The organism is Streptomyces sp. NPDC086766 (assembly GCF_044746005.1).
Lineage (GTDB): Bacteria > Actinomycetota > Actinomycetes > Streptomycetales > Streptomycetaceae > Streptomyces.
The window spans coordinates 112,651-125,983 of the sequence record NZ_JBIVBI010000003.1 but is presented as its reverse complement, the minus strand read 5'-3'; the positions used below and the strand labels follow the sequence as shown (position 1 = coordinate 125,983).

General features: G+C 72.6%; 15 protein-coding genes. 3 read left to right on the top strand and 12 right to left on the bottom strand.

The window, feature by feature from the left end; genetic code table 11:
• The first annotated feature begins 95 nt into the window (after positions 1 to 95).
• On the top strand, positions 96 to 908 hold the full coding sequence (gene ddaH, locus ACIPM1_RS06390) for a dimethylargininase (protein ID WP_356180361.1): 813 nt from the start codon (positions 96 to 98) through the stop codon (positions 906 to 908).
• Positions 905 to 2,125, top strand: coding sequence for an ornithine--oxo-acid transaminase (gene rocD / locus ACIPM1_RS06385; protein ID WP_402429717.1), 1,221 nt, complete (start codon positions 905 to 907; stop codon positions 2,123 to 2,125). The genes ddaH and rocD overlap by 4 nt, the downstream gene beginning before the upstream one ends.
• 92 nt (positions 2,126 to 2,217) lie before the next feature.
• Here rocD and ACIPM1_RS06380 read toward each other — a convergent pair whose 3' ends face one another.
• The 3 genes from ACIPM1_RS06380 to ACIPM1_RS06370 form a co-directional block, all read right to left on the bottom strand.
• The gene (locus ACIPM1_RS06380) at positions 2,218 to 2,748 is read right to left on the bottom strand and encodes a DUF4396 domain-containing protein (RefSeq protein WP_402429715.1); all 531 of its coding nucleotides are present in this window, start codon (positions 2,746 to 2,748) and stop codon (positions 2,218 to 2,220) included.
• 154 nt (positions 2,749 to 2,902) lie between these two features.
• The gene (locus tag ACIPM1_RS06375; RefSeq protein WP_402429713.1) at positions 2,903 to 3,616 is read right to left on the bottom strand and encodes a DUF305 domain-containing protein; all 714 of its coding nucleotides are present in this window, start codon (positions 3,614 to 3,616) and stop codon (positions 2,903 to 2,905) included.
• Positions 3,617 to 3,723: 107 nt separating this feature from the next.
• The gene (locus tag ACIPM1_RS06370; RefSeq protein ID WP_402429710.1) at positions 3,724 to 4,158 is read right to left on the bottom strand and encodes a DUF6153 family protein; all 435 of its coding nucleotides are present in this window, start codon (positions 4,156 to 4,158) and stop codon (positions 3,724 to 3,726) included.
• Positions 4,159 to 5,109: 951 nt separating this feature from the next.
• Between ACIPM1_RS06370 and ACIPM1_RS06365 the strand changes: the two genes are divergently transcribed.
• Positions 5,110 to 5,835 (top strand): lysophospholipid acyltransferase family protein, encoded by a 726-nt coding sequence (locus ACIPM1_RS06365; protein ID WP_402429707.1) that lies wholly within the window; start codon positions 5,110 to 5,112, stop codon positions 5,833 to 5,835.
• A gap of 70 nt (positions 5,836 to 5,905) precedes the next feature.
• On the opposite strand, the gene ACIPM1_RS06360 is transcribed toward ACIPM1_RS06365, so the two are convergent.
• From ACIPM1_RS06360 to ACIPM1_RS06320, 9 genes are all read right to left on the bottom strand, one after another.
• A complete protein-coding gene (locus ACIPM1_RS06360) occupies positions 5,906 to 7,492 on the bottom strand; it encodes an alpha/beta hydrolase (protein ID WP_402429704.1) in 1,587 nt (528 codons plus the stop codon).
• A 152-nt stretch (positions 7,493 to 7,644) separates the two neighbouring features.
• On the bottom strand, positions 7,645 to 8,412 hold the full coding sequence (locus tag ACIPM1_RS06355; protein WP_402429701.1) for an urease accessory protein UreD: 768 nt from the start codon (positions 8,410 to 8,412) through the stop codon (positions 7,645 to 7,647).
• On the bottom strand, positions 8,400 to 9,080 hold the full coding sequence (gene ureG, locus ACIPM1_RS06350) for an urease accessory protein UreG (protein WP_356180382.1): 681 nt from the start codon (positions 9,078 to 9,080) through the stop codon (positions 8,400 to 8,402). The genes ACIPM1_RS06355 and ureG overlap by 13 nt, the downstream gene beginning before the upstream one ends.
• Positions 9,081 to 9,225: 145 nt before the next feature.
• Positions 9,226 to 9,900 carry an urease accessory protein UreF gene (locus tag ACIPM1_RS06345; RefSeq protein WP_402429698.1) on the bottom strand — a complete coding sequence of 225 codons (675 nt, stop codon included), beginning with the start codon at positions 9,898 to 9,900 and terminating at the stop codon, positions 9,226 to 9,228.
• A complete protein-coding gene (locus ACIPM1_RS06340; protein WP_402429695.1) occupies positions 9,900 to 11,621 on the bottom strand; it encodes an urease subunit alpha in 1,722 nt (573 codons plus the stop codon). The genes ACIPM1_RS06345 and ACIPM1_RS06340 overlap by 1 nt, the downstream gene beginning before the upstream one ends.
• Positions 11,614 to 11,925 carry an urease subunit beta gene (locus ACIPM1_RS06335; RefSeq protein ID WP_356180391.1) on the bottom strand — a complete coding sequence of 104 codons (312 nt, stop codon included), beginning with the start codon at positions 11,923 to 11,925 and terminating at the stop codon, positions 11,614 to 11,616. The genes ACIPM1_RS06340 and ACIPM1_RS06335 overlap by 8 nt, the downstream gene beginning before the upstream one ends.
• Before the next feature lie 10 nt (positions 11,926 to 11,935).
• Positions 11,936 to 12,238: an urease subunit gamma gene (locus ACIPM1_RS06330; protein WP_402429692.1), complete on the bottom strand. Its 303-nt coding sequence runs from the start codon at positions 12,236 to 12,238 to the stop codon at positions 11,936 to 11,938.
• A gap of 248 nt (positions 12,239 to 12,486) precedes the next feature.
• Positions 12,487 to 12,777 carry a type II toxin-antitoxin system Phd/YefM family antitoxin gene (locus tag ACIPM1_RS06325; protein WP_402429689.1) on the bottom strand — a complete coding sequence of 97 codons (291 nt, stop codon included), beginning with the start codon at positions 12,775 to 12,777 and terminating at the stop codon, positions 12,487 to 12,489.
• 31 nt (positions 12,778 to 12,808) lie between these two features.
• Complete coding sequence (locus ACIPM1_RS06320; RefSeq protein WP_402429686.1) at positions 12,809 to 13,168, bottom strand: ANTAR domain-containing protein; 360 nt, start codon at positions 13,166 to 13,168, stop codon at positions 12,809 to 12,811.
• Between the last annotated feature and the right edge of the window lie 165 nt (positions 13,169 to 13,333).

Here is a 13,333-nt window from a genome sequence, read left to right as displayed (position 1 = left end):
ACGCGCAGCTCTCGTCGCTTGTCGCGCGTGCTGGGGCGTTTCTACCTTTGTCTCGACCCCCAGTCGTCACTCCCAGGAAGCGGAGGGAACCCTCTGTGCCCGAGAGCCGTGTGCAGCGCCGGCGGCGCTACCTCGTCTGCGAACCCAGACACTTCGCCGTGCAGTACGCGATCAACCCCTGGATGGATCCCGGCCGTCCCGTCGACGTCGGCCTCGCCCAGGCCCAGTGGAAGGCGCTGATCGACGCCTACCGCGCCCACGGACACACCGTCGAGACCGTGGAGCCCGTGCCCGGACTGCCGGACATGGTCTTCGCCGCGAACTGCGCGGTCGTCGTCGACGGCCGCGTCTTCGGCTCCCTCTTCCACGCCCCCGAGCGGCGTCCCGAGTCCCTCCCCTACGACACCTGGTTCAAGGCGGCCGGCTTCGACGTCTACCGCCCCGAGTCGGTGTGCGAGGGCGAGGGCGACCTGGTGCCGGCCGGGCGCTGGGTGCTCGCCGGCACCGGCTTCCGGACCACGCGCGAGGCGCACCGCGAGGCGCAGGAGTACCTCGGCGCCCCGGTGATCGGCCTGACGCTGGTGGACCCGTACTTCTACCACCTGGACACGGCGCTCTTCGTCCTCGACGACGACAACGTCGCCTACTACCCGGAGGCGTTCTCGCCCGGCAGCCGCGAGGTGCTCGCCCGGCTCTACCCGGACGCGGTGCTCGCCACCCGGGAGGACGCCATGGCGTTCGGCCTGAACTCCGTCTCCGACGGCCACCACGTCTTCATCTCGCCCACCGCGACGCATCTCGCCGCCCGGCTCGCCGAGCGCGGCTACGTCCCCGTCCCCGTCGACCTGTCCGAGTTCCACAAGGCAGGCGGCGGCATCAAGTGCTGCACCCAGGAGATCCGCTCATGACGGCACCCGCCCGCACCCGTACGTCCGCCGACCTGATCCGGGCCGAGGAGCCGGTCCTCGCCCACAACTACCACCCGCTGCCCGTGGTCGTCGCCCGTGCCGAGGGTGCCTGGGTGGAGGACGTCGAGGGCACCCGCTACCTCGACATGCTGGCGGGCTACTCGGCCCTCAACTTCGGCCACCGCCACCCCGCGCTGGTCGAGGCGGCGCACCGCCAGCTCGACCGACTGACGCTCACTTCCCGGGCCTTCCACAACGACCGGCTCGCCGAGTTCGCGGAGCGGCTCGCCCGGCTCACCGGGCAGGACATGGTGCTGCCCATGAACACCGGCGCCGAAGCGGTCGAGAGCGGCATCAAGCTGGCCCGCAAGTGGGCCTACGAGGTCAAGGGCGTCCCGGCCGACCAGGCCACGATCGTGGTCGCGGCGGACAACTTCCACGGCCGCACGACGACGATCGTCAGCTTCTCGACGGACGAGACGGCACGGTCGGGCTTCGGCCCCTTCACCCCCGGCTTCCGGGTCGTCCCCTACGACGATCTGGCGGCCCTGGAGGCGGCGATCGACGAGACGACGGCCGCGGTGCTGATCGAGCCGATCCAGGGCGAGGCGGGCGTCATCGTCCCGCGCGACGGCTACCTCGCCGGTGTCCGCGAGCTCACCCGCCGGAAGAACTGCCTGTTCCTCGCGGACGAGATCCAGTCGGGTCTGGGGCGTACCGGACACACGCTCGCCGTCGACCACGAGGGGGTCGCGCCGGACGTCGTCCTGCTGGGCAAGGCGCTCGGCGGCGGCATCGTGCCGGTGTCGGCGGTCGTCGGCCGGCGCGAGGTGCTGGGGGTGCTGCGGCCCGGGGAGCACGGTTCGACCTTCGGCGGCAACCCGCTGGCGGCCGCGGTCGGCACGGCGGTGGTGGAGCTGCTGGAGACCGGCGAGTTCCAGCGCCGGGCGGCGGAGCTGGGCGCGGTCCTGCGCGACGGGCTGACCGCGCTGGCCGGCCGGGGCGTGCTCGGGTTCCGCTCCCGCGGCCTGTGGGCCGGCGTCGACGTCGACCCGGCCATCGGGACCGGCCGCGAGGTCAGCGAGCGTCTGATGCGGGAGGGCGTCCTGGCCAAGGACACCCACGGCTCCACGATCCGGTTGGCGCCGCCGCTGACCATCACGGAGGACGAGCTGCGCTCGGCGCTCGGCTCCCTGGAGAAGGTGCTGACCGCCTGACGGTGGCGGGAGGCCGGGACATGCGGCCGGGGGGCGTCCGTGACCGGGCGCCCCCGGTGGCCTGCCTACCGGCGCTCCGCGCGCCGGGGATGTCAGTGGTAGGCGTGGACCACCGCGTGCCCCTTGCCGCGGCCGATCATCCACCGGTTGACCGGGGTGGTGAGCAGGAAGGCCAGCAGGAGCGAGAAGGCGAGGGAGGCCCAGAACAGCGGCTGGGCGAGGCCCGCGTTCATCGCGCCGGGAACTGCGACCATGACCGTGTTGTCGATCAGCTCCATCACCAGGATGGACACCGTGTCCGCGGCCAGGGCGATCTTGAGCGCCTGACTGAGGGGCACACCCGCGCGCAGGACGCCGCGCATGGTCAGCGCGTACCCGAAGACGAAGGCCAGCGCGATGGAGAGGACGACGGTCGCCGCGTTGTGCAGACCGGCGGCGGTGCCGATGATCATGCCGAGGACCTCGCCGATGGCGCAGCCGGTGAGGCAGTGCAGCGTCGCCTGGGCGGCCGCGCGCCAGGAGGCGCCCGCCGTCGGGGCGTGGTGGCTGTGATCGGCGTGCTGTTCGGCCTGGTGCCCGATTCCGTGCTGGGGGGCGTGCTGGGTGTGCGCCGAGCGGTCCATGATCGTTCTCCTCTTCTCGTCGAACGTTCACCGCTCACAACCGTATACCCCCATGGGGTATTCCCACTGGGTCTTTTTCTTTCCGCCGCCAGGGGACCCCGGGGCCGCCGGACACACCGGCGGCCCCGGGGCGGGCGGAAGGGATGCGGGCGCGCTACTTCCCGCCGAGCAGCTTCTGCATCTCGGCGATCTCGGCGGACTGCGAGGTGACGATCGAGCCGGCCATCGACGTGGCGGGCCCGTAGGCGCCCTTGGCCTGCTCGGTCTTGGCCATGGTGACGGCGCCCTCGTGGTGGCCGATCATCATCTGGAGGAACGCCTTGTCGAAGGCGTCACCGGAGAGCTTCTTCAGCTTGCCCATGCCGGCGTCGCTCATCATGCCGGGCATCGACGAGCCGGACTGGTCCATCCCCGACGAGCCGGAGTGGTCCATGCCCGGCATGTCCTCCATACCGGCGGAGCTGTCCGCCGGGACCTTGGCGCCCCAGGCCCGCAGCCAGCCGCTCATGGTGTTGATCTCCGGGTCCTGCGCCTTCTTGATCTTCGCGGCGAGGTCCTTCACCTGCGGGGACTTCGCCCGGGACGGGACCAGGTCGGCCATGGCGACGGCCTGCCGGTGGTGCGGGATCATGCCCTGCGCGAACGTCATGTCCTGCGCGTTGTGGCCACCCTTGCCGTGGGCGCCGGCCGACGGGGTGGCGGACATGGAGTCCATACCGTGGCCGGCGTGACCGGACGACGAGGAGTCGACGCCGCCGCAGGCGGTCAGCACCACCGCGGCGGTCGCTGCGGCGGTCAGTGCCGCGGTCCGGCGGACGAGGGCACGGCGGACGGGGGAACGACGGACGGGGGAACGACGAAATGCCATGAGGAACAGAGCTCCTTGAAGCGCCCGCGTGCGGCACGCGGGTACGGCGGATGGTGAGACGGACCGGAGCACGCCACGCCGCGTCGGGTGGTGGCGTGCGGGCGCCTCTAGATCCGCAGGAGCTGCAACTCGGCCAGTTCGGGCGGCGCCCGTCCCTCGGCGGCCCGGACGGCCGCACCGGCGGAGGCGGGGGTCTCCGGCCCGCCGGGCACGCGGAGCGCCTCGGGCAGGGCGGACGGCGCGTACGCCGTGGACGTACCGGCCGCCGCGCAGGTCCCGCCGGCGTGCTGCATGGCCATGCCGTCCTGGTCCCCGCCGGTCAGGTGGGTGCAGGGATCGCCGGGCAGGTGCACGGGGGCGTGCCGGGACATGGCGTGGTGCCCGGGGTTCTCCTCGGTCGTCATCGCGCTGTGCTGCCCCGACGAGGGCATGCCGGCCGGCGTCAGGACGTGCATCGCGAGCACGCCCGTCAGGACGGCCAGGACGAGCAGGGTCCAGCGGGCAGGGCGGGCCGTACGGCCGGTGCGCGCGCTGGAGCTCATGCGGGCCATCCTACGGAGCCGCGCCTGCGCGGGGTGCGATACCCGCCGCCGCCCGGGTGAGGCCCTCGTCACGGTGGTGCGGCATGCGGCATCGGGACACCGCACGATCAGCGCGCGCCCGACCCGCGACGCGGCGTGCCGGGCGATGCGCGTGGCCGCGTACTCCGTGCCCGCCACGAACCTCATCATCGGGCCGAACATCGGCGCAGCCGGCGAGCCGGTGAAGCACAGACCGGGCACCGAGGACTCGAGGGCGCCCGAAAGCTCTTCGGGGTCGGCTCGGTCCGCTCCGGCTCGCCGTGCAGCAGGCGGAAGTCCGCCAGCCGGCCGCCCGGTTCGGGTGCGGAGGGGTCCGAGGCGGCCGGGGTCGACTTGAGGAACATGCCGGTCGCCATGGCGTGCCGCCAACTGCCCATCACCTCGCCGAAGATGCGATACGGCGCGCCTGCGGCCCGCAGGTGCGCGGCGATGACAGCCCGTACGGGCCGGCTCCGACGATCACGACCGGATGCTTGGAGCGTCCGGCCAACTCCATCTTCTAGGCGGGTCGTTGCCCCGGAAGCGACCGCGTCATGCGTCCCCCGCCGCTCCGCCCGCCGCCCTCTCCAGGACGGCGCGACCTCGCGGGACGGCATGCCGGCCGAAGCGTTCACCGCGGCAAGAGGCCCATGTCCGCCACCCATCCCCCTGATCACGCCACGATCCGCGTTCAGGTTGATCTCTACCGGCGAGTAGCAGCAACCTGGTCCGGCGGTCCTCCCCACCCGCGTGAACGACACCCCGATTGCCGCACTGATGCGCCGTCAGAAGTGCGGGCACTAGGTCAGCATGGGTACGAACGGACCGGTTCCGCCCACCCGTGCTCGCACCTACACTGGCACCCCAGGACATGCCGGTTGACCTGCGAGAACGCGGCGGTCGAGCCGATCTGCACGAGTGAGGAGCGACGCCTTGTTCTACTACCTGCTCAAGTACGTCCTGCTGGGACCGCTGCTGAGACTGGTCTTCCGCCCGCGCATCGAGGGCCTGGAGCACGTGCCGGCGTCCGGCCCGGCCATCGTCGCCGGCAACCATCTGTCCTTCTCGGACCACTTCCTGATGCCGGCGATCCTCAAACGGCGCATCACGTTCCTGGCGAAGGCCGAGTACTTCACCGGGCCGGGCATCAAGGGCCGGCTCACCGCCGCCTTCTTCCGCAGCGCCGGGCAGATCCCGGTCGACCGCTCCGGCAAGGAGGCCGGTCAGGCCGCGATCCGGGAGGGGCTCGGGGTGCTCGGCAAGGGGGAGCTGCTCGGCATCTACCCGGAGGGAACCCGGTCGCACGACGGGCGTCTGTACAAGGGCAAGGTCGGTGTGGCGGTGATGGCGCTCAAGGCCCGGGTACCGGTCGTCCCCTGCGCCATGATCGGCACCTTCGAGGCGCAGCCGCCCGGCAAGAAGATTCCCCACATCCGCCCCGTCGCCATCCGTTTCGGCGAGCCGCTGGACTTCTCGCGCTACGTCGGCATGGAGGACGAGAAGGCGGTTCTGCGTGCCGTCACCGACGAGATCATGTACGCGATCCTGGCGCTGTCCGGGCAGGAGTACGTCGACCAGTACGCGGCCGACGCCAAGGCGGAGCTGGCCGCGGCGCAGGGCGCCAAGGAGCGCAGGTTCCCCCGCGCGCCGCTCGGCTGACCACCGGCTCCTGCCGCCGGACACGGCGAAGGGCCGGCCGGTTTCCCGGCCGGCCCTCGTGTTCATCCGGTCACGGCTGCGGCGTGGCGTGCGGCGTGCAGGTCACGTCCGCGTCGTCCACCTTGCCGGTGAGCAGGTAGGCGTCCACCCGGGGGTTGATGCACGGGTTGACCAGACCGGTGACGCCGTGCGAGCCGGCGCCCTTCTCGGTGATCAGACGGGAGCCCTTGAAGCGCTTGTGCAGCTCGACGGCGCCCTCGTACGGGGTCGCGGCGTCGTTGGTGGACTGCACGATCAGCACCGGCGGCAGGCCCGGGCCGGTCTTGACGTCGACCGGCGTCTGCTGCTTGACCGGCCAGGTCGCGCAAGGCAGGTTCATCCACGCGTTGGCCCAGGTCATGAACGGGTAGTCCTTGTTGAGCCGCGTGTTGTCCCGGTCCCAACGCTGCCAGCTGGTGGGCCACTTGGCGTCGGTGCACTCGACGGCCGTGTAGACGGCGTTGCCGTTCTCCGAGGCGATGTTGCCCGCGGTGTCCGACATGTCGGGGGCGGCCGCGTCGACCAGGGCCTGGGTGTCGCCGGCGACGTACTTGCTGAACACCGTCGCGATCGGCACCCAGGCGGAGTCGTAGTACGGCGCGCTCTGGAAGAAGCCGATCAGTTCGGCCGGGCCGACGACCCCGCCGATCGGGTTCTTCTTCGCGGTGGCGCGCAGCTCGAGCCACTTCGCCTGGACGGCGTCGCGGGTGGTGCCCAGGTGGAAGGCCGCGTCGTTCTTGGCGACCCAGTCCTCCCAGTCCTTCCAGCGGCCCTCGAAGGCGACGTCCTGGTTGAGGTTGGCCTTGTACCAGATGTTGTCCCGCGCCGGGTTGACGACGCTGTCGACGACCATCCGGCGGATGTGGCCCGGGAACAGCGTGCCGTAGACGGCGCCCAGGTAGGTGCCGTAGGAGACGCCCAGGTAGTTGATCTTCTTCTCGCCGAGCGCGGCGCGGATGACGTCCAGGTCGCGCGCGGTGTTCGGGGTCGTCATGTACGGCAGCATCGCGCCGCTGCGCTCGTAGCAGCCGTCGGCGTACTCGCGGGCCAGCTTGCGCTGGGCGAGCTTGTCGGCCTCGGAGTCCGGGACCGGGTCGGCCTTGGGCGCCTTGACGAACTCCTGCGGGTCGACGCAGGAGATGGGCGCCGAGTGGCCGACGCCGCGCGGGTCGAAGCCGACGAAGTCGTAGGCCTTCGCCACGTTCGCCCAGACCGCGCTCTTGTTGGTGACGCGGGTCGGGAAGCGCAGGCCGGAGCCGCCCGGGCCGCCGGGGTTGTAGACGAGCGCGCCCTGGCGCTCCTGCGGGGTGCCGGTGTTCCCGATCCGGTCCACCGCCAGCTTGATCTGCTTGCCGAAGGGCTTCGCGTAGTCGACCGGCACGGTGACCCAGCCGCACTGGATGGGCTTGGCGAGCCCCCAGTTGGCGGGGCAGTCCTGCCAGTCGATGCCGGCCTTCGCGGCACGGGCCGCGGCGATCGCGGCACCGCGCGCCTCGCGGTCCTGGCCCTGGCGGTTGTTCGCGCTCGCCGCGGGCGCCGACACCGCGCCGGCTATCAGGGTAGCCGTGACGAGGGCGCCGGCCGAACCGAGCGCCGCCACACGGCTCTTACGTCTCATGTCCCTCAAGTGGGATCTCCCCGTACATCGTTGCGAATAGTAGGGAAGGATCCTTGCGGCTGCGAGACGTCCGGCAACAGACTTCGTTGACCTTCTTTACCAATCCGATAACCGGCGCGGGGTGTCCCGCTGAGCGGAGTCCCGACGGAGGGTCAGCCGAGCGTCGCCAGCGCCTCGTCCAGCGCCCGGCGCAGCAGCCGCGCCTCGGGGGCCGCGGCGGTCACCAGGGCGGCCGGACCGGCGAGCGGGACGAGGGCGGCTCCCTCGCCCACCGTCCGGGGCGCGACCGGCTCGACAGCGTACTCCGGCCGCACCAGGACGAGTTGCCCCACGGCCCGGTGTCCGCCGAGGACGGCCGGTCCGTCCCAGCCGCCCGGCGCGCCGGGCCCGCAGCTCAGTTCCTGGTCGAGGACGGTCCGCCCGGCGATCCGTACCGTGAGACGGCTGGTGAGCCGTCCGGGTTCCTCGCCCGCGCGTCCGAGCACCTGTTCCTCGCGCAGCACGAGCCGGGCCGTCGGCGCCAGGTCGACGCGGGTGGTGACGTGCAGATCGCTGCCCCGGGCGGAGATCAACTGCTCGGGCAGCCAGCGCAGTTCTCCCCCGTCGTCGACGGTGAGCCGTACGTCGTACCGGGCCTCGCCCTTGGTCTGCCCCGGCAGCGCGATCGTGGCGGCGGCCGAACCGACCCGCAACCGGGCTCCGGGACACACGTGTGCCTCGACCGTGAAGTGGTCGCCGCCCAGCGGGCCGCTCATCGCGCCGACGAGCACGACCCGCGCCTCGGCGGACTCCGAGCGGGTGCGCCGCGGGGCGAGCGGCCCCTCGCCCGCGAGGACGGGCAGGGAGGTGCCGTGCCGGCCTCCGTCCGCGGCGACGATCCGTGCGCCGGCCCGGACGCCGGTGGCGGTCACGCGGTCCACGCGGCCAGCCGGGCCCGCACCCAGTCGGCGACCTCCCGCACGCCGTCCTCGCCGCGCAGGGACTGCAGGACGACCGGCAGCCCGGCGCGGGCCGCCTCGGCGTCGGCGGCCATCCGCGCCAGGTCGGAGCCGACGTACGGGGCGAGGTCGGTCTTGTTCACGACGAGCAGGTCGGCCGTGGTCACACCGGGGCCGCCCTTGCGCGGGACGTCGTCGCCGCCCGCGACGTCGATCACGAAGATCTGCGCGTCGACGAGCCCCTTGGAGAAGGTGGCGGTGAGGTTGTCCCCGCCGGACTCCACCAGGACGAGGTCCAGCGGGCCCACCGTGTCCTCCAGGTCCTCGACCGCCTCCAGGTTGGCCGAGATGTCGTCCCGGATGGCCGTGTGCGGGCAGGCGCCCGTCTCCACGGCCGTGATCCGCTCGGGCGGCAGCACGGCCTCGCGCAGCAGGAACTCGGCGTCCTCGCGCGTGTAGATGTCGTTGGTGACGACGGCGAGCGCGAGTTCGTCGCGCAGGGCCCGGCAGAGCGCGGCGACGGTGGCGGTCTTCCCGGACCCGACGGGTCCGCCGAGGCCGACCCGCAGGGCCCGGCGCCTGCCGTCGGGCCGGTGCGCGTCGGCGCCGACCGCGGGACCGGTGTGCGGATGGGCGTGGTCGAGATGCATGAGGGCGGCTCCAGGACGGGCTCGGGGCGAGGAGTCGGGACCGACTCGGGACGAGGACTCGGAAGGGAGGAGCGGAGTACCGAGGGGACGCAATTACAGGGAGGGACGAAGTACGGGGAGGACGGAACGCGGGGGAAGGACGGACTCAGGAGGCGAAGAGGCGCACCGGCCAGGCGGCGTGCTCCTCCGCGCCGATCTCCAGCAACGGCGCGGAGGCGGCCGGAAGTTCGTCGGCGCCGCCCTCCGGCACGCGCCGCGCGGCCGCGACCGCGCGGTCCACGGTGCGGTCCAGTTCCGGCGCGAGCCGGGCCAGTACCGCCGTGGCGTCGAAGGGATCCAGGCTCAGCAGGCGCACGGTGGCCGTGGCCGGACCGCCGACGCTCTCGTACGCCGCGCAGTACGCCGCGTCCTCGGGCGCCAGCCCCGCCGCCCGTGCGACGAGCCCGAGCACCACGGGCTGGTGCGCGCCCTTCGGGAACGCCCGTGCCAGTGCGCCGAGTTCAGGCGACGGCCAGGTGGCCCGGGCCGCCCGCGTCAGCTGCCGCCCCAGCCTGCGGGCGGCGTTCCGCAGCGCCGGGGACGGGGTCCGCGCGTCCGCGGCGGCGTCCAGTTCCCCGGGGTCGCAGCCGAGCGCGGCGGCCGCGGCGAGGGCGGCGGCGACCAGCCCCGCCGTGTGCAGCCGGCCGCGGCAGAAGTCCTCCAGGCTCGCGGCACCGGTGACGCGCCCGGCCCGGACGGCCGCCTCGGCGCCGCCGGAGTGCGCGTGCCCCCCGGCGGGAAAGCGGCCGTCGGCCAGGACGAGAAGCGCTGCCCTGGTCATCAGAACAGGAAGTAACGCTGGGCCATGGGCAGTTCGGCCGCCGGGGCCGCCTCGACCAGTTCCCCGTCGATGTACACGGCGAAGCTGTCGGGATCGACGTGGACCCGGGGCCGCGCGTCGTTCTCGCGCATGTCCGCCTTGGTCACCCGGCGGGTCGACTCGATCGCGACGAACCGCTTGCCGAGCTGGAGCCGCTCCGGCAGCCCGTCCTCGATCGCGAGCGGGGCCGTGAAGTTGACCGAGTTGGCCGCGGGCGCCCGCCCGATCGCCCCGAACATCGGCCGGGGCAGCACCGGCTGCGGTGTCGGGATGGAGGCGTTGGCGTCGCCCATCTGCGCGTACGCGATCTGGCCGCCCTTGATGACGAGGTACGGCTTGACGCCGAAGAACGCCGGTTCCCACAGCACCAGATCGGCGAGCTTGCCGGTCTCCACGGAGCCGATCTCGCGGGCCAGGCCCTGGGCGAGCGCCGGGTTGATCGTGTACTTGGCGATGTAGCGGCGCACCCGGTGGTTGTCGGCTCGTCCGTCGCCCGGCAGCGCGCCCCGGCGCCGCTTCATCACGTGCGCGGTCTGCCAGGTGCGCAGGACGACCTCGCCGACCCGGCCCATGGCCTGGGAGTCGGAGGAGATGATGGAGATGGCGCCCAGGTCGTGGAGGATGTCCTCCGCGCCGATGGTGGACGGGCGGATCCGCGACTCCGCGAAGGCCAGGTCCTCGGGCACCGCCGGGTTCAGGTGGTGGCACACCATCAGCATGTCGAGGTGTTCCTCGGCGGTGTTGACGGTGAAGGGGCGCGTCGGGTTCGTCGAGCTCGGCAGCACGTGCGGTTCGGAGACCACGGTCATGATGTCCGGGGCGTGTCCGCCGCCCGCGCCCTCGGTGTGGTACGCGTGGATGCCGCGGCCGCCGATCGCGGCGAGGGTGTCGCCCACGAACCCGGCCTCGTTCAGTGTGTCCGTGTGGATGGCGACCTGGATGCCCGTCCGGTCGGCGACGGTGAGCGCGGCGTCGATGACGGCGGGCGTCGAGCCCCAGTCCTCGTGCAGTTTCAGGCCCAGCGCCCCGCCGCGGATCTGGGAGAGCATCGCCTCGTGCGAGACGGTGTTGCCCTTGCCCAGCAGGCCGATGTTGAGCGGGTGGGCCTCCAGCGCCTCCAGCACGCGGGCCAGATGCCAGGGGCCGGGCGTCACGGTGGTCGCCTTCGAGCCCTCGGCGGGGCCGGTGCCGCCGCCGACGAGGGTGGTGATGCCGGCGGCGAGCGCCTCGTCGGCGATCTGCGGGCAGATGAAGTGCACGTGCGCGTCGATGGCGCCGGCGGTGAGGATCCGCCCGTTGCCCGCGATGACCTCGGTCTCCGGGCCGAGCACCAGGTCGGGGTGGACCCCGTCCATGGTGTCGGGGTTGCCCGCCTTTCCGATGCCGGTGATCCGCCCGTCGCGGATGCCGACGTCGGCCTTGACGATCCCCCAGTGGTCGATGACGACGACCCCGGTGATCACGGTGTCGGGGGTGCCGTCCGCCCGGGTGGCGCGGGACTGGCCCATGGACTCGCGGATGACCTTGCCGCCACCGAAGACGGCCTCGTCCCCGGCGAGCCCGGGGCCGCCGGAGCGGTCCTCCTCGATCTCGATCAGCAGGTCGGTGTCGGCGAGCCGGACGCGGTCGCCGGTGGTGGGGCCGAACAGGTCGGCGTAGGCGGCGCGCGAGATCTCAGGCATCGAGGGCACCTCCGGTCTCCCCGCGCAGCCCGGGCACCACACGGGCGCCGGCGAGCGGCACGAGTTCGACGTCGACGGGGATGCCGGGCTCGAAGCGCACGGCGGTGCCCGCGGCGACGTTCAGCCGCTTGCCGCGGGCCGCGGCGCGGTCGAAGTCCAGGCCGGGGTTGGCCTCGGCGAAGTGGTAGTGGGAGCCCACCTGGACCGGACGGTCGGCCGCGTTGAGGACGGTCAGCCGGGTGACCTCGCGGCCCTCGTTGCAGACGATCGGCCCCTCGGCGAACAGGATCTCTCCGGGAATCACCGGCGCCCCCTCAGACGATCGGCTCGTGGACGGTGACGAGCTTGGTGCCGTCCGGGAAGGTGGCCTCCACCTGGACGTCGTGGATCATCTCCGGGATGCCCTCCATGACGTCGTCCCGGGTCAGCAGCTCGCGTCCGGAGGCCATCAGCTCGGCGACGGGGCGCCCGTCGCGGGCGCCCTCGAGGATGTGCGACGTGATGAGCGCGATCGCTTCGGGGTGGTTCAGTCTCAGCCCGCGGGCCCGGCGCTTCTCGGCCACGTCGGCCGCCACATGGATGAGCAGCCTCTCTCGTTCGTGCGGGGTCAGTTGCACGTGCCCACCTCACAGTCCTCGCTCCGGACCGTGCGGGGTCCGGTTGCCGCAGCCACCGCTACGGGGACAGGTGTAACACACGGACGAACTGCGCGATCTTCGGCAATCCGGACGGAAAAACCCCAGGTGGCATGGAGGGGCAGGCTAGTTCGCCGGAGTTTCGCCGACGTTAACCGGGCCTTGGGCTCCCCATGACCGGGAGCCGGTCCGCTCATTGCGCGCCCTGACGCGGGTGCGCCGCGTCGCCGTCACCGGGTGTCCGGCCCCCGGTGCTCGGCCGTGATGCCGAAGCGCTGCCGCTCCCGGGGCACGGACGGCAGGTCGCGGACCCGGGAGACCGCGCTGGCCACCTGCCCGTCGGCGGACTGCGTGGCGGCCTCGTCCAGTTCCTCGAGCCGTTCGAGGTCGGCGGCCGAGACCAGGGCGACCAGCGGCTTGCCGTGCCGCGTGACCACCACGCGCTCACCGCCGTACACCACCCGGTTGATCAGGTCGGCGAGTTCAGCCCTGGCTTGCGTCACCGGAATCTCGTAGGCCATACCTCCAGCCTACGGGCCTTTCGGTCCGGCTTCAGCGCTCGCGCCCGCCACCCCGGAACCGCAGGGCGCGTCGGCCGAGCGCCTTTCGGAGCTCGTCCAGCTCGGGGTCCGGCAGGGCGCCGCCCTGGGCGAACTTCAGCACGTGCTCGGCGACCGTGCGCACCTTGGTGTTGGTGTGCTGGGAGACGTCCCGCAGGACCTGCCAGGCGTCCTCGGGCGCGATCCGGCCGAGGGTCACCACGGCGCCGATGGCCTGGTCGATGACGGCACGCGAGGTCAGGGCGCACGTCAGCTGGGCGACCTCCTCGCGCAGCAGCTCGTTCTCCCGCGCCAGGGCGGAGACGGACAGCCGCGGGCGGGGGTGCCGCCGGGAAATCTCGGAGAACGCCATGGCAGTCCTCTGGGGGGTCGAGAGGCCGTGCCCCCAGCTTCCCGCAGGAGCGCGCCGCGCACGACCCGACACCCGCCCGCCGGGCCGGCGCCCCCACAGACTTACGTACGTCCTGTACATTTTTTACAGACAGCAGCTCTGCCGGCCACCGCCTGTCGCATGGAG